This window comes from Acinetobacter sp. R933-2, from assembly GCF_030325485.1.
Taxonomy (GTDB): Bacteria; Pseudomonadota; Gammaproteobacteria; order Pseudomonadales; family Moraxellaceae; genus Acinetobacter; species Acinetobacter sichuanensis.
The window spans coordinates 36842-51849 of the sequence record NZ_JACAIJ010000007.1 but is presented as its reverse complement, the minus strand read 5'-3'; the positions used below and the strand labels follow the sequence as shown (position 1 = coordinate 51849).

General features: G+C 39.5%; 14 protein-coding genes and 1 pseudogene. 8 read left to right on the top strand and 7 right to left on the bottom strand.

Annotation, left to right across the window (positions count from 1 at the left end):
* The first annotated feature begins 72 nt into the window (after window positions 1-72).
* From HX005_RS09805 to HX005_RS09795, 3 genes are all read left to right on the top strand, one after another.
* The gene (locus HX005_RS09805) at window positions 73-1914 is read left to right on the top strand and encodes a DUF1302 domain-containing protein (RefSeq protein WP_286377207.1); all 1842 of its coding nucleotides are present in this window, start codon (window positions 73-75) and stop codon (window positions 1912-1914) included.
* A gap of 144 nt (window positions 1915-2058) precedes the next feature.
* A complete protein-coding gene (locus tag HX005_RS09800; RefSeq protein WP_286377206.1) occupies window positions 2059-3084 on the top strand; it encodes a YeiH family protein in 1026 nt (341 codons plus the stop codon).
* 167 nt (window positions 3085-3251) lie between these two features.
* Entirely contained in the window at window positions 3252-4277 is a 1026-nt protein-coding gene (locus HX005_RS09795; protein ID WP_286377205.1) for an AraC family transcriptional regulator, read from the top strand.
* Window positions 4278-4425: 148 nt separating this feature from the next.
* Here HX005_RS09795 and HX005_RS09790 read toward each other — a convergent pair whose 3' ends face one another.
* From HX005_RS09790 to HX005_RS09775, 4 genes are all read right to left on the bottom strand, one after another.
* Window positions 4426-5244 carry an IclR family transcriptional regulator gene (locus HX005_RS09790; protein ID WP_107007906.1) on the bottom strand — a complete coding sequence of 273 codons (819 nt, stop codon included), beginning with the start codon at window positions 5242-5244 and terminating at the stop codon, window positions 4426-4428.
* Between the two features lie 82 nt (window positions 5245-5326).
* Window positions 5327-6535, bottom strand: coding sequence for a 3-oxoadipyl-CoA thiolase (locus tag HX005_RS09785; protein WP_286377204.1), 1209 nt, complete (start codon window positions 6533-6535; stop codon window positions 5327-5329).
* Window positions 6536-6548: 13 nt separating this feature from the next.
* The gene (locus HX005_RS09780; RefSeq protein ID WP_286377203.1) at window positions 6549-8069 is read right to left on the bottom strand and encodes a 3-hydroxyacyl-CoA dehydrogenase; all 1521 of its coding nucleotides are present in this window, start codon (window positions 8067-8069) and stop codon (window positions 6549-6551) included.
* A 57-nt stretch (window positions 8070-8126) separates the two neighbouring features.
* Window positions 8127-8903 carry an enoyl-CoA hydratase gene (locus HX005_RS09775; protein ID WP_286377323.1) on the bottom strand — a complete coding sequence of 259 codons (777 nt, stop codon included), beginning with the start codon at window positions 8901-8903 and terminating at the stop codon, window positions 8127-8129.
* A gap of 300 nt (window positions 8904-9203) precedes the next feature.
* On the opposite strand from HX005_RS09775, the gene HX005_RS09770 reads away from it, so the two are divergent.
* The 5 genes and pseudogenes from HX005_RS09770 to HX005_RS09750 all read left to right on the top strand — a co-directional run bounded on the left by HX005_RS09770 (window position 9204) and on the right by HX005_RS09750 (window position 13637).
* Window positions 9204-10358 (top strand): acyl-CoA dehydrogenase family protein, encoded by a 1155-nt coding sequence (locus HX005_RS09770; protein ID WP_286377202.1) that lies wholly within the window; start codon window positions 9204-9206, stop codon window positions 10356-10358.
* 76 nt (window positions 10359-10434) lie between these two features.
* Window positions 10435-11107, top strand: a pseudogene (locus HX005_RS09765) (3-oxoacid CoA-transferase subunit A).
* The gene (locus tag HX005_RS09760; RefSeq protein WP_286377201.1) at window positions 11104-11766 is read left to right on the top strand and encodes a 3-oxoacid CoA-transferase subunit B; all 663 of its coding nucleotides are present in this window, start codon (window positions 11104-11106) and stop codon (window positions 11764-11766) included. Before HX005_RS09765 ends, HX005_RS09760 begins: the two are co-directional and overlap by 4 nt.
* A gap of 225 nt (window positions 11767-11991) precedes the next feature.
* On the top strand, window positions 11992-13323 hold the full coding sequence (locus HX005_RS09755; RefSeq protein WP_286377322.1) for a type II toxin-antitoxin system HipA family toxin: 1332 nt from the start codon (window positions 11992-11994) through the stop codon (window positions 13321-13323).
* Window positions 13320-13637, top strand: a complete 318-nt coding sequence (locus tag HX005_RS09750; RefSeq protein WP_228199004.1) for a helix-turn-helix domain-containing protein — start codon at window positions 13320-13322, stop codon at window positions 13635-13637. The genes HX005_RS09755 and HX005_RS09750 overlap by 4 nt, the downstream gene beginning before the upstream one ends.
* A 242-nt stretch (window positions 13638-13879) precedes the next feature.
* Here the strand turns inward: HX005_RS09750 and HX005_RS09745 are convergent, their stop codons facing one another.
* From HX005_RS09745 to HX005_RS09735, 3 genes are all read right to left on the bottom strand, one after another.
* On the bottom strand, window positions 13880-14233 hold the full coding sequence (locus HX005_RS09745) for a DUF4377 domain-containing protein (protein WP_286377200.1): 354 nt from the start codon (window positions 14231-14233) through the stop codon (window positions 13880-13882).
* A gap of 75 nt (window positions 14234-14308) precedes the next feature.
* The gene (locus HX005_RS09740) at window positions 14309-14578 is read right to left on the bottom strand and encodes a Rossmann-fold NAD(P)-binding domain-containing protein (RefSeq protein ID WP_286377199.1); all 270 of its coding nucleotides are present in this window, start codon (window positions 14576-14578) and stop codon (window positions 14309-14311) included.
* Window positions 14568-15008, bottom strand: a complete 441-nt coding sequence (locus tag HX005_RS09735) for a hypothetical protein (protein WP_286377198.1) — start codon at window positions 15006-15008, stop codon at window positions 14568-14570. Before HX005_RS09735 ends, HX005_RS09740 begins: the two co-directional genes overlap by 11 nt.

The following is a 15008-nucleotide window of genomic DNA, read 5'->3' as shown; positions in this document are numbered from 1 at the left end:
TTCAACTGAAAACAAAAAAATGCTCCCTTGAGACAAGGGGGCTTAGGACAGTCATATCTAAATGGAGCTGATATGGTGAATAAATTCACAGATTTAAACGGAATAAAAAAGCAGTCTCGGTATGCTCAATACCTTATAGCAAGTGTTTTGGCTGTTTCGATTGCTCAGATTAATGCTGTTCAGGCAGCAAGTGTTGATGTTTTTGATGATTGGAAATTTAAAACCAATACCACACTCAGCATGGGTACCAGTTGGAGTATGGAAAAGCCATCGGCATCGTTATTATTTGCACCCGATGCGAAAAAAATTGGTAAGGAAGGCAATAGCATCGATACCAATGGCGACAATGGTCGGCAGAATTTTAATCGCCATGATGTGATTTCACAGATTATTCGGGGGCTCACAGAAGCAAGTCTAAGTGATGGGAAACAAGGGGCTGTACTCAGTGCAAAATACTGGTACGACCATGCCTATGAAACTGGTCAGGGTGACTTTGAAGCCTTTGACGACCGTCAGTGGCCTGATTTGGCAAAGTTTAAAGGCATTGAATTATGGGATGCTTATTTGTGGAGAAAGTTTACGTTACCCAATGATCAGCCTTTAGAAATTAAGCTTGGTAAACAGGCTTTGAATTGGGGCAAATCCCGATTTTTCCAGCATGGTATCAACTCGGTCAATGCCATTGATGTTGCTGCTATGAACCGTCCGGGCGGAGATGCCAAAGAACGAGTAATTCCTGCTGAGATGCTGGCATTCAACTTAGGTTTAAATAAGAATTTACAGGTTGAAGGATTTTATCAATATAAATTTAGACCATCCGTGCTGGATGGTTGCGGTACATTCCTTCAGATTTCAGACTTTACTCCTGAAAGCTGTGGTCCGATCACCATCGCAGTTGTCGGAGATCGAACCACTGAAACAGCCATGCAAAGTGGCAGTTATATTCCACGTGGTGAAACTCAGTCAGCAAAAGATGGTGGGCAATATGGTATTGCATTGAAACAAACTTTTCCTGATATGAATAATCTGGAACTGGGTGTCTATTATGCCAATTATCATAGTCGTTTTTCAGCTTTTGAAGGCAAAGCCGCAACGGGTTTGGGTGCAAAATATTTTAATACAGCAAGCTATTATGCGGTTTATCCTGAAGATGTACGGATGTTTGCACTGAGCTTGAGTGCCAAGGTGGGAACGACTGCATGGTTTGCAGAGTTGAACCATAAACCAAATCAACCTTTGGGTTTTAATGGGACTGATCTTGTGCAGTTTCAGATTCTTGCACCCAACTCGCCTTTTACAGAGGCAGGTGTCCGCCCTGAGTTTGGTGCTCATGTTGATGGTTATGCACGTTTGCCTGTTTCACAATTGTCTGTGGGTGCAGCAGATGCTGTGACGGATGTTTTGGGTGCAAAAAATCTGACATGGATGGCTGAATTGGCGGTCAATCATATTGGCGATATTGATGGGCAGCGTTTTGGGCGCAGTAGTGCCTTTGGGCGCAGCGAGTTGTCCACAGGAGCCTATGATCCTGTTACGGGTGCGAATGCATGTATTTCAGCAGGCTCAGGTAATTTATCTGCCGAGGAGCTGAAAGATTTAAATCGTCAGTTCTGTAATGCCAAAGACGGTTTCTTCAGTGAGTGGTCTGCGGGCTATCGTTTAAGGGCGGCATTGAATTATCCTGATTTATTGGCTGAAACCACTGTCAGTCCAAGTCTGACTTTCCGACATGATGTGACAGGTTATGGACCAAACTTTCAGGAAAGTCAAATGGCGGTGGGAGTTGGTGTTACAGCAACCTATCAGAAAAAGTATTCGGCTGAAATTGCATATCAAAACTATTTTGGCAGTAATGAATTCAGCACGATTGATGACCGTGACTATGCCTCTATGGTGTTTAAGATGAACTTCTAAAATCGTACTGTCTAAGCATCAGATTGATGTTGTGTGGCGCACAGAATCATCAATCTGATTTTTATTTCCCCTAATTTTTCTCATTTTCACTTCACATTTGAAGTGAACAGATTCGTATTGTCCAAAAATTGATAGGTTTACATTATGCTTTCGCAGGCGCAAAAAAAAATTCAATTTCCTGAGCAGTTGTTCAGCATTCCATTATTTTTTATGTTGGCAATGATGGCGTTTTATTTCTCTAAAATTGAATATCTGCAAAATATGGGATTGGGTTTGCTGACGATTTCCATGCTGATTGGAATGCTATGTGGCAACCTGATGCCACAGAAAATGCATCTGACTTTGGACAGTGGCATGAGCTTTTGCAAACAGCGGCTGTTACGTATTGCGGTGGCATTTTATGGTTTTCGTTTAAGTATTCAGCAAATTCAGGCATTGGGTGTACAGGCTTTTGTGATTGATGTCATTCTCATTGCAACCACGATGGGTTTAGCGATTTGGATGGGCATCAAGCTCCTGAAAATGGAAAGGGAAACCGTCATTTTAATTGGGGCAGGTCATGCCATTTGTGGGGCAGCAGCTATTTTGGCGACCTCAGGTATTGTCAAAGCAAAAAATAATCAGGTTGCAATCGCGGTCAGTTGTATCGTGTTATTTGGCACCATTGGGATGTTTTTATATCCATGGCTATATCAATATATTCCACATGGCATGATGACTGATCGGGCATATGGTATTTTTACGGGGGCAACCTTACATGAAGTGGCTCAAGTGGTTGCTGCTGGTCAGGCGATGACACCGCAGGCTGCTGAAGCTGCCATCATTACCAAATTAATTCGGGTATTGTTATTGGCACCTTTTTTATTGATTCTGTGTTTTTGGCTGACCCGTCATCGTGCTGATGGTCAGTCAGCAGGCACAATAAAACCACCTGTTTTTGTCTTTGGCTTTATCGTCTGTATGTTGCTCAATTCGTGGATGACAATTCCCCAAGATCTTCATCAGATGATTGTATGGCTGGATGATTTGGCGCTGGCAACAGCAATGGTGGCATTGGGAGTCAGTGTACGTATTATTGATTTGAAAAAGGCAGGCATCAAGCCGATTTTACTTGCATTTGTATTATCTATACAGTTGATGTTTATGGGGGCTGTACTGAGTTTGATGTAAATTGATTGCTTAAATGTAGAACTTAAAAATATGTTGAGGATAGGGCATCTATTGGTCTTAAGATGTCCGATTTTTTTATAAAGTATGTTATAGCTGTCTCATGTAAAAATAAAATAGGAATACTCATCATAACGGGTTTTGCCAAGGATGCTGAATAGGTTTTTTGTATGAACAATAAAAATGCAAAAATGCAGGAAAAATCAATCCCTTTAGGTGCATTGGCAGTATTGCCGACTATACTTGAGGAGCATGGTATAGAGCCATGGGCGTTTTTTCGGCAGTTTGATATTGAGCAGTCTGATTTTAAGCAGAACCTGAAACCTCTGCCTTTACAGGTACATGGCAAAGTATTGCAGCTCGCCCGAGAAAAGTTGCAGTGTGACCATCTTGGACTGTTAATGGGGAAAAAAGCAAGTTTAGCCAATACAGGTCCATTGCGTTTTTTAGTGCTCAATGCAGCGACTTTGCGTGATGCTTTGCAAAGCTTATTTCACTATGGGCAGTTGTGGTACAAGGGATTGTTTTTATCCCTAAAAGAAGAACAAGGCTATGCCGGTATCCAAATGCGGATCGAGGGAGATGCACCCGATAAAGAGCAATTACAGACGGCTTATCTGGTTGCAACTGTTTCCATTATGGAAATGGTACTCGGAAAATCATGGCATCCGACTTTGGTTCGGATTTCTTATCCTAAACCCAAATCTGCACACCTCTATGAAAAGCTGTTTGGCTGTCCTGTGTGGTTCGGTCAATCTCAGCATGAATTATTATTTCCACAAAAAGAACTCGATCAACAGCGTTCAGGGCATGATAATCAACTGGATGATTTTTTACGGACACATTTAACAGCACTACATGATCATAAAAAAAATGATTTACAGATTCAGGTATGTCAGATGATAGAGGAATTACTGCCACATGGTGATTGCAGTATTGACCGAGTTTCAGAATATTTTTCAGTGCATCGTTTTACTTTGTATCGTTATCTGAGTCAGCAAAACACCAGTTTTGAAATGTTGCTGGAGCAGACCCGAAAAAATAAAGCCAAACAATTACTTGAAAACAGTGAGATGAGCATTTTAGAAATTGCACAATTGTTGGGTTATGAAGCTCAAGGTAATTTTTCACGAGCATTTAAACGTTGGTACGGCATTTCACCACGGACATGGCGTAAACAGCTTTTGGCAATTTAATTTCATTTTGGCTCCCGAAGGAACCAAAGTGACCTAAATAATCATCAATAAAGCATTTAAACTTCATTTGGGTAATTCAATCATCACCACACAACAGTTGTGTGACCCATGTGATTTTTTAAATGGGAATGATTCATCAGTCTTGCTGTTAAGATAAATCGAGCAAAGCTTCATGAATATTATTCACCATAAACTTGAGCATTGGACCAATTTCCTTGTCAATGCGTTCAGCTGAAAGCTGAAAATTTGGTGCACCACAGTTAAAGACAAACAGACCATGTTTGGTATTCAGTAAGGGTACAGCGACAGAGTTAATGTCTTTCTTCCATTCTCCTAAAGATACACAGTAGCCATGTTGCTCATAATCATGAAAAGCTTTTTGCAAACCTAAGTGAATTTCGCCCCACTGCTTGGGATGCTGCTTTTCCAATGCAGTCATTAAAACTTGCCGTTCAGGTTCAGGCGTTGCCGCCAAACAGGCACGTCCCATTGCACTACTATAAAGAGAGAGGGTTGAACCAATCTGACGACGCATCATGCTGTTGGTCTGAATGACATCCAGATACAACATATTCAAGCGGTCACGGGTTGCTAAAGCTACAGGTGCTTGCACTTGCAGGCTCATTTCCTGCATAAAGGGATGTGCTAAATTACGAATCACGATATTGGAAAGCGCAGCATAACCCAAAGCAAGCACACCAATATCAAGCATATATTTGGTGGTGTCTGGTAACTGTTTCAAATAGCCTAAGGTAACTAAGGTATACGTAATCCGTGCAATACTCGGTTTAGGTAATCCCGTAAGTTGTGCAAGCTCCTGATTACCCAAAACCTGTTTTTCAGCAGAAAAACACCGTAAAAGCTCAAAGCCGCGAGCAAGAGAAGCGATAAATTGCGGATTATTATCCCGATGTATATGTGAAATTGGGTCAAGCCGAATTTCTTCCAGATTAGGAATTTGAGTCATCTGTAAGCATGCTTTTTGAAATTTATTGCTATCTTATTTCGCTTTGCAAAATTAAGCTACCTGCATCGAGTGCTCTGTGTGATTATTTAGCACAATTTTTAATGACCATCGCAAGCCCTTGACCAACACCAATACATAAGCTGATCACAGCATATTTTTTGCCACTGCGTTGCAGCTCACGTGCAACTGTCAAAGCTAAACGCGCACCTGAACAACCAAGAGGATGACCAATCGCAATTGCACCGCCGTTTGGATTGACTCGAGGGTCATCAAAATCAATATCGAGACCTTTTAAACAGGACAATACTTGAGAGGCAAATGCCTCATTGATCTCAATAATATCCATGTCAGCTAAAGTTAAATCGGCACGTGTAAGTGCTTTTTTGATGGCTTCAATGGGGCCTGCACCCATAATGCTCGGTTCAATACCTGCGGCAGCGGCAGACAAAATTTTTGCTATCGGTTTTAAAGCATATTTTTGACCTGCATCTTCGGAACCAATCAGTAAAGCTGCTGCACCATCATTAATTCCCGATGCATTGCCTGCGGTGACCACACCACCTGCAAACAATGGTTTTAGTTTAGCCAATGCCTCTAAAGTTGAACTTGGACGCGGATGTTCATCTTCTTGAACCCATTTTGATGGCAGTTTTTTGCCTTGAGCCACTTCAATCGGCATAATTTCATCATCAAAAAATCCAGCTTCTTTGGCTTTTTGATATTTGGCTTGAGATTGTGCAGCAAAAGTATCCGCCTGCTCACGACTGATGCCAAATTTAACCGCAACATTATCGCCTGTTTCGGGCATGCTGTGCGCGCCGTATTGTTCGGTGATTTTTGGATTGGGAAAACGACTGCCAATGGTGGTATCAAATATTTTGAGATCACGACTAAAAGCACTTTCAGCTTTTGCCATCACAAAGGGTGCACGAGTCATACTTTCCACGCCACCTGCAATATATAGATCGCCTTCACCACAGCTAATGGCACGTGCTGAATCAATAATTGCCCCTAATCCACTGGCGCATAAACGATTCACTGTTTGACCTGGAACAGTGACGGGTAAACCTGCAAGTAAGCCTGCATGACGTGCCACGTTACGACAATCTTCACCTGCCTGATTGGTATTGCCTAAAATCACATCTTCAATTTCATGTCCTGAAAGTCCTGTTTTTTCAATCAGCTTTTGAATGACTAAACCTGCTAGATCATCAGGGCGAATGCTACTGAGTGCACCACCATGACGACCAATCGGTGAGCGAATACCATCGTAAATATAAGCATTTAACATGTTTAAAATCCTTTTAAGCTGGTGAAAATGTAAGTGGTAAATTCAGGGCAACACGACGTTGTAACCATGGGCTAGGGCGGTAACGTGGGTCAAAAGTAATAGTGCTTATACGCTGTAAGATCAGTAAAATTTTTTCTGCCCCTAAATGATCTCCCCATGCAATTGGACCCAATGGATAACCTAAGCCTAGCCGCACAGCGTCATTTATGTCGTCAACAGAAGCAATCTGTTGTTGGGCAATATCACAGCCGAGGTTAATGATCATGGCTAAAACTCGCTGTGCCACAAAACCTACACTTTCTTGAATGATGGTCAATGACGTTTGATCTGCACTGAAAATGGCATGTGCTGCTTCAGTAGATTCTGATGATGTGAGTAACGAAGGCATCAACGTACGGTGTTGGGTAAAATCATAGAGCATGTCAATTGCCACGCTCTTTGCAGGGTCAGTGGCATAACGCAGACAGGCATGTGTGGTGTCTTCACCATAACATGCCAAAATACATAAGCTCTCTGGATTTGGAATTTCCGCAGCATCTATGGCGATGTTTAAATCTATTAAATATTTTTCTAAAATTTGACGATCTTTCAGGAAGTCTGCACCAATCCATACTGTTGGAAAGTTTGCTGAGATATTGACCGATACGGTCGAGTCGATCGATTCATTTTCCTGCGCAGGATAAGTATAAAAACCTTGCTGTGTCTTTCGCCCGAGTGTGCCTGCTTCCAACATCTGACGGGTTAAAGGATTGGGCTTATAACGTGGCTCTTCATAGTATTGATGATAAATCGACTCCATCACAGGATGCGAAACATCCAAGCCTGTTAAATCAAGCAGTTCAAACGGTCCCATTTTAAAGCCTGCACCATCTCTTAAAATACGGTCGATATTTTCAAGAGTGCTAACATTTTCATTTAAAATTTTTAAGGCTTCGGTACCATAAGCACGCCCTGCATGATTAATAATAAAACCTGGTGTGTCTTTGGCAATGACTGCACGATGCCCGAGTTTTTCTGTGAGCAACTTTAATTGCTGAACAATGTTCGGTGCTGTTTTTAAACCACCAATCACTTCAGCAACTTTCATGAGTGGAACAGGATTAAAAAAATGTAATCCTGCCACACGTTCAGGCTGAGCACATTTGGCTGCAATACTGGTGATTGAAAGAGAGGATGTATTTGAAGCTAAAATGGTTTGTGCTGACACAAGACTTTCAAGTTCTTGAAATAGCTGTTGTTTGATTGTTAGATTTTCAACAATTGCTTCAATAATCAAATCACAATCTGCAAGTTCTGCTAATGCATTCGCAACAGACAGATGTTGAATAGCAGTCTGACACTGTGTTTCTGAAATTTTATTTTTTACGCATAATTTTTCAAAAGTTTGGCTGAGTTTGTCTTTGGCAAGCTGCGCCGAACCTTGCTGAGCATCATATAAAACAGTAGAAAAATGGGCTTGTGCAAAAAGCTGTGCAATCCCAATGCCCATAATTCCTGTGCCAATAATGGCGACTTTTTTAATGTCATACGTCATTGGATTTTACTCATCATATTTTAAGACTAATTTTTTAAACGTTTGTTTAATCAGTTTTTATTGACCTGAATAGTGCGGACGACGTTTTTCTAGAAAGGCATTTGCCCCTTCTTTTTGATCTTCGGTGGAAAACATCAATTGAAACGCTTTACGTTCCATTGCTAAACCTGCTTGTAATGGAACGTCCTCGCTCCACAGCGCCACTTCTTTGAGTTGTTGTAATGCGATGGGTGGAAGTTTGGCAAGATTTTCTGCCATCTTGATCGCCGTTGTGATGGTTTGATCATCCTCAGTGACTTGAGAAACCAAACCGATGCGATAGGCTTCCTCCGCAGGCACCATCATGCCTGTCATCAACATACGCATGGCATGAAATTTCCCAACCGCTCTAAATAAACGCTGCGTTCCACCTGCACCAGGGATCACACCCACCTTAATTTCAGGCTGTCCAAAAATCGCACTTTTACCCGCAATAATAATATCGGCATGCATTGCCAGTTCACAACCACCACCTAAGGCATAGCCATTTACAGCCGCAATCACAGGTTTAGGGCATTGTGCAATTGCATTCCAATAGCGTTCGGTATGTCGCAACATCATCTCTGTTGAACTCGCCGTTGCCATTTCCTTTAAATCTGCACCTGCGGCAAAGACGTGATCGCCACCAGTCAGCACAATGGCATGAATATCATCATCAAAACTGAGTTGGCTGAAAATCTGTGCCAGTTCTTTTCTGACTTGTGTATTCAGGGCATTTTTCGCCTCAGGACGGTGAATTTTGACGACCGCAATTTGAGCAATGCTGTAATCGACCTGAATATGGGTAAAGTCCATTGTTTTGTCTTTAAAATCCATTTTTGTTTCGCAATGCAAAATATATTTAAATTAATATTGCCTGATTTTCATCAATTTTCAAGATTAAATTACTTAAGTTTTCCTTATAAACTCTTATTTTTAAATTAACATATTGAAAATAATATGAATAAATATTTAATTTCGCAATGCAAAATAAATTTAATAAAAATATTGTTTTTTGTGTATTTTTTTGACTTAATAATAACGAAATGGAATTAACTCGGTTTAAGTCTGAAATCGAGCAGCTTGAATCTAAAAATTGAAAATGAGGAAATAGTGATGATTCGTGATCAGGATTTATTGGAACAATTACTTGGAACAATTCGTGATTTTGTCAAAAATGAATTGGTGCCTTTGGAACATGAAGTTGCAGAAACCGATCAAATTCCTAAAAGCATTGTGCAACAAATGCGAGAACTCGGATTATTCGGATTGACCATTCCTGAAGAGTTTGGTGGTTTGGGCATTACCATGGAAGAAGAGGTCAATGTAGCATTTGAGCTTGGACAGACTTCACCTGCTTTCCGTTCTTTAATTGGAACCAATAACGGCATTGGTTCAAGTGGAATCATCATTGATGGTACGGATGAGCAAAAACAGAAATATCTGCCTAAATATGCCAGCGGTGAAATTATCGGTTCATTCTGTTTAACTGAGCCTGACGCAGGTTCAGATGCAGCATCATTAAAAACCTCAGCAGTCAAAGACGGTGATTATTATATTTTAAATGGTACCAAGCGTTTTATTACCAATGCGCCACGTGCAGGTACATTTACCGTGATGGCACGTACCAATCCTGAAATTAAAGGTGCATCGGGTATTTCAGCATTTTTGGTTGAAGCAGGTACAGCAGGTCTAAACCTTGGCAAGATTGATCAAAAAATGGGGCAAAAAGGTTCGCATACCTGTGATGTGATTTTTGAAAATTGCCGTGTCCATAAAGATCAATTGATTGGTGGCGTTGAAGGTGTGGGCTTTAAAACTGCCATGAAAGTTTTGGATAAGGGGCGTTTGCATATTGCTGCGTATAGCGTAGGTAGTGCGGAGCGTATGTTGGAAGATGCTTTGAATTATGCCATTGAGCGTAAGCAGTTCGGTCAGCCGATTGCCAATTTCCAACTGATTCAAGCTATGTTAGCCGACTCAAAAGCCGAAATTTATGCTGCAAAATGTATGGTTTTAGATGCAGCTCGCCGCCGTGATTTGGGTGAAAATATCAGTACCGAAGCATCATGCGCCAAAATGTTTGCTACGGAAATGTGTGGACGAGTGGCAGATCGTTGTGTACAGATTCATGGCGGAGCAGGTTATATCAGTGAATATGCGATTGAGCGTTTTTACCGTGATGTGCGTTTGTTCCGTTTGTATGAAGGCACAACGCAGGTTCAGCAAATCATTATTGCCAAGAATATGATTAAAGCCGCAACCGCTTAATTTTTATGATGAGAGGTGAAGGGGTACTTCATCTCTTTTTCAGTCATCAAGGTTTTGACAATTAGGTTGATGGATCATGATCAATAAAATTACAGGCGATATAGAAGCCATTTTAAAAAAAATACCAGATGGTGCAACCATCATGACCAGTGGTTTTGGTTTGGCAGGACAACCCATTGAACTGATTGAAGCTTTAATTGATGCGGGTCCAAGAGAACTGACTTTAATTAATAATAATGCGTCTTCAAGTGAACGAGGCATTGCCAAATTATTACTGTCGGGTTTAGTCAAAAAAATAGTCTGTTCATTTCCGCGTTCGTCAGGTTCGACTTTATTTGGCGAGCTGTATCATGCAGGAAAAATTGAACTCGAACTTGTCCCTCAAGGCAATTTAGCCTGTCGTATTCAAGCCGCAGGGGCAGGTTTAGGCGCAGTATTTACCCCTACAGGCTTATGGCACAAGCTTGGCGGAAGGTAAAGAAACGCGCACCATTCATGGTAAAAACTATGTTTTAGAATATCCATTAAGTGCTGATTATGCCTTGATTTATGCTGATCAAGCCGACCGTTGGGGCAATCTCGTGTATCGCAAAGCCGCGCGTAATTTTGGACCCATTATGGCGAAAGCGGCAGTAACCACCATTGCGCAGGTTAATGATATTGTAGAGCTAGGTACATTCGATCCTGAAGCGATTATTACCCCCGGAATTTTTGTACAGCATGTCGTAAAAGTGCAGGATATAGTATGAGTTATCAAAAAAGAACACGCCATGAAATTGCCCAATTGATTGCACAGGATATTCCTGAGGGAACGTATGTGAATTTGGGTATTGGCTTGCCCACTTTAGTGGCTCAATATTTACCGAAAGACAAGGAAATTATTTTGCATTCTGAAAATGGCATCTTAGCTTTTGGTCCGCCACCTTTGCCAGAAGATGAAGATACCGATTTGATTAATGCAGACAAAGAGTTGGTTACTTTAAAAGATGGTGGCTGTTTTATGCATCATGGTGATTCTTTTGACATTATGCGTGGTGGGCATCTAGATATTTCAGTTTTAGGTGCCTATCAAGTAGCGATCAATGGTGATTTAGCCAATTGGCATACAGGCAAGGACAAAGACGTCCCTGCGGTAGGTGGGGCGATGGATTTGGCAGTGGGTGCAAAATCAATTTATGTATGTATGGAACATACCACCAAACATGGCATTGCTAAAATTGTATCAGAGTTGAGTTATCCAATTACTGGGCAGCAATGTGTAGATCGTATTTATACCGATTTATGTACCATCGAACTCAAAGATCAACAGGCTTATGTGACTGAAATGGTAGAGGGTTTGACATTTTCTAGGTTGCAGTCAATGACGGATTGTTTGTTGATTCATAAGATGGATCGAATAGAAGCGTAAGGAGCTGTATTGCAAGGTATGAGTTCAATAGACTCTAGATCAGATAAATTTAAAAAATACAAAAACTTTTTAAAAATAATGAAGTGAGTGACTATTCCTTTTGATAGTTTATAAAAATGAGAAAATATTTGCTCATTTAATTTTATTGTTTATATTAATGAGCAAATATATTCTCATTTTATTGAGTTTGTGATATTTTTGAGAAAATATTTGCTCACTTTATCTATGGAAAAATTAACGATTCAGGCGCTTCTCGATCAAGAATGGCAAGATATCGCAGAACTCAGGATATTAGATCCACATAAAGGGGCTGCAAGTGGGTGCGAGTTAGTCTATGAATTAGAATATGCCATTTCTCATCTAGAGAAGACAGATGAATACGCATGTAGCGTAGGACTTCCTGTGCAAATTATGATTCAACATGAGTCGAAAGTTTGGTTTGGTTTTTTAGATGATATTGTCCCGTCTGGTGCTGCTCGACGTTATTTAGTCCAATATTTAGGTCTGCAAAAACTTTCACCTGCTGAACAGGATTTTACGTTATTAGAAAAAGGCACAATTGCGCCTGTAGGGAATCTAAGAATTAAGGAGTCAGTGCCATCAATTCATGCAGAGTCAACATTGCACTTACGTAAATTCACTATAGATGATGTTACAGAACGGAATATTGATTTTCTTGAATACGCACAACAAATGGGTGCGATTAGTGGCGGTGCAACAGGTGCAGGGGGGGAGGCTCCAAAACTACTGATTCGAGTGTCAAGCAATCAACAAGTTTGGATTGATACTTATCAAAATTCTTTTGATGAACAAGATCAGTATTATCTAGTTAAATTTCCTCGAAATAAACGTAGTGCAATAGACTGTGACATTTTAAGGGCAGAGTATCATTTTTATCATATTCTTAATGAACTTGGATTTATAAGCATTGAAACTTCTCAAATGAGACTGATTGAAGGTCAGAAATATCCATCGTTATGGCTACCAAGATTTGATACAGAGTGGCGTAATCAACAATGGTATCGACTCGGGCTTGAGTCGGTTTATTCTATATTGAATAAAGCATCAGGCAGTCATTTGAATCATTTTGAGGTGATAGATGCGCTTTGCCGTTTATTAAAATCGGTGGATAAAAACTTTGATGCTTCGAAGTTTGTTTGTGAATGGTTACAAAGAGATCTACTCAATATCATTTTTGGTAACTCAGATAATCATGGTCGTAATACGTCATTCTTAAAAAAATCAGGACAAATATTTCTTGCTCCAATTTACGATTTTGCTCCAATGAAAGCTGATCCTGAAGTTGTCACAAGGTCAACAACATGGGGAAGTCCATATGAGGAAGGGGGAGAATATCGTTGGGATGATATTACACAAAATCTTGCACATTGGTGCGAACCACATATTTCTTTAAATACTTTAAAAACATTGGCTCAGCAACTTATAGGGCTTAAACAGCAATTAATCAACAAAGGTGTTCCCCAAACCATTATAGATATGCCAGTTCTAGGATATGACTTTATTGAAGTCAAATTGACACGATGGGAGCTATTATGAAAAAGAACAATCAGCCAGTTGATCGTCAACAATTACTTATTGATTTATATACGCAATATTTATTTGGTAAAATTACATTGGGGCAACTGCTGAGCTATTTACGAAAAAATGTACTTGGATTATCGCAAGAAAAATATGCAGAAATGGTGGGCATTAGTCGGCGTACTTTAACTGATGTTGAACAAGATAAAGGTCAATTGACTCAGGTCGTTTTGGATAAGGTTTTTAAACCACTTGGCTTAAAAACGGGTCTTGTACCTACACATGAGCATATCATTCATAAAATTATTCAGTCATCTAATTGTCACGATTAAAATTTTAGTTGTGCTCTAAAAGTATATGCAGACAACAGGAAACAATGAAAATTCGTTTATTTTAAATATGTAAAAACCTAAATGTATGATGCTAAATGTTAAGAGTAAAATAAAGGACATCATTTCATTTAATTTTCGACCAAAAAATGAAGTGATGTCCATTTACTCATTTATATTGTTGCTTACAGTTTTGATGTACAAATAAATAAAAAGCGCGATTTTTTTGATTTAATTACCTCAGTTTAAATCTGTTTTTCTAGTACATAACGTACACTTGAGCTATCCGCAGGTGGATTTTTAACTGAATAGGATTTTATTCGAAGTGTTGCTTGTCGAGTAGGATTGTGTTCATAACCTTCTATTGGTGTATAAAGATTATACCAAGTACTGTTTTTATAAATTTTTTGACCATTTTCATCAAAAACAAATTTTTTATATTGCAAACACTCAGTTACACCTATGCCATGGCATACTCTTTTTTGAGGTGCTATTTCCATAAAAATAGTTTCATAATGAGATTGAGGCGCAGTACTTTGAGCCATAAGATGAGATGTAATAACTAAAGAAAATGATAACGCTACGATTTGTTTTAACATAATTGTATCCTTCGGGCATTTATGTTTTAGGATCTTGATAACAGCACTGTGCTGTGAGTTTGAATTAGATGATGTCTATAATTCATAAGTCCAAGTAGATAAAGGTTGGTGATGTAGGTGTAAGCAAATATTCTTAATGGATTCAATCTGTTGGATATTTGAATGATCCCATTCTTCTAGTGTGCTATAACAGATATGAATGCCTGTAGGCTGAAACTCTCTCGCTAAAGATTGTGATAATGCTCGCTTCGCTGCAGACAAACTTTGACTTAATAAATGATCATATTTTTCTTCAGTATGTGCTGCATCTAAAAAGATAAGGCTACCTTTTTGATTATTTAACATCTGTTGAATAACATGTTGTGCAATTAAAGTGGTGGTTAAACCCGTTTTTTTTCCATTGAAAATTTTGCTGTTTGATTGAAGCTTCTATGGTGTCTGTTTTGTTGCTAAAACAAGGTAGAAAAACACACATTTCAATATGATGTTTAATGTTTTCAATATATTGTAATAACTTATATAAAGCGGTTGGATGAGATAAGTCTAGGCTTAATGTAATGACATTATCATATATAGATGAAATAGCTTTGAATGAATATTGTTGTTCGATATGGACAATCTGATAAATCTTAGCAAATGGATGCGTTGTATCTTCCTGAGCAAATAACTGACTGAGGTTTTCAGCATCGTCACCTACAATAAAAATACAATTCGATTTAGCCTGATTTGAATGGAATAAGCGTAAAATAGGAAGTCCTGAACGTGTATTTTTCAT

Excerpts from the sequence above, each read along its gene's own strand:
- HX005_RS09805 (WP_286377207.1), top strand. The coding sequence starts at position 73 with ATGGTGAATAAATTCACAGATTTAAACGGAATAAAAAAGCAGTCTCGG.
- HX005_RS09800 (WP_286377206.1), top strand. The coding sequence starts at position 2,059 with ATGCTTTCGCAGGCGCAAAAAAAAATTCAATTTCCTGAGCAGTTGTTC.
- HX005_RS09795 (WP_286377205.1), top strand. The coding sequence starts at position 3,252 with ATGAACAATAAAAATGCAAAAATGCAGGAAAAATCAATCCCTTTAGGT.
- HX005_RS09790 (WP_107007906.1), bottom strand. The coding sequence starts at position 5,244 with ATGACTCAAATTCCTAATCTGGAAGAAATTCGGCTTGACCCAATTTCA.
- HX005_RS09785 (WP_286377204.1), bottom strand. The coding sequence starts at position 6,535 with ATGTTAAATGCTTATATTTACGATGGTATTCGCTCACCGATTGGTCGT.
- HX005_RS09780 (WP_286377203.1), bottom strand. The coding sequence starts at position 8,069 with ATGACGTATGACATTAAAAAAGTCGCCATTATTGGCACAGGAATTATG.
- HX005_RS09775 (WP_286377323.1), bottom strand. The coding sequence starts at position 8,903 with ATGGACTTTACCCATATTCAGGTCGATTACAGCATTGCTCAAATTGCG.
- HX005_RS09770 (WP_286377202.1), top strand. The coding sequence starts at position 9,204 with ATGATTCGTGATCAGGATTTATTGGAACAATTACTTGGAACAATTCGT.
- HX005_RS09760 (WP_286377201.1), top strand. The coding sequence starts at position 11,104 with ATGAGTTATCAAAAAAGAACACGCCATGAAATTGCCCAATTGATTGCA.
- HX005_RS09755 (WP_286377322.1), top strand. The coding sequence starts at position 11,992 with ATGGAAAAATTAACGATTCAGGCGCTTCTCGATCAAGAATGGCAAGAT.
- HX005_RS09750 (WP_228199004.1), top strand. The coding sequence starts at position 13,320 with ATGAAAAAGAACAATCAGCCAGTTGATCGTCAACAATTACTTATTGAT.
- HX005_RS09745 (WP_286377200.1), bottom strand. The coding sequence starts at position 14,233 with ATGTTAAAACAAATCGTAGCGTTATCATTTTCTTTAGTTATTACATCT.
- HX005_RS09740 (WP_286377199.1), bottom strand. The coding sequence starts at position 14,578 with ATGTTAAATAATCAAAAAGGTAGCCTTATCTTTTTAGATGCAGCACAT.
- HX005_RS09735 (WP_286377198.1), bottom strand. The coding sequence starts at position 15,008 with ATGAAAAATACACGTTCAGGACTTCCTATTTTACGCTTATTCCATTCA.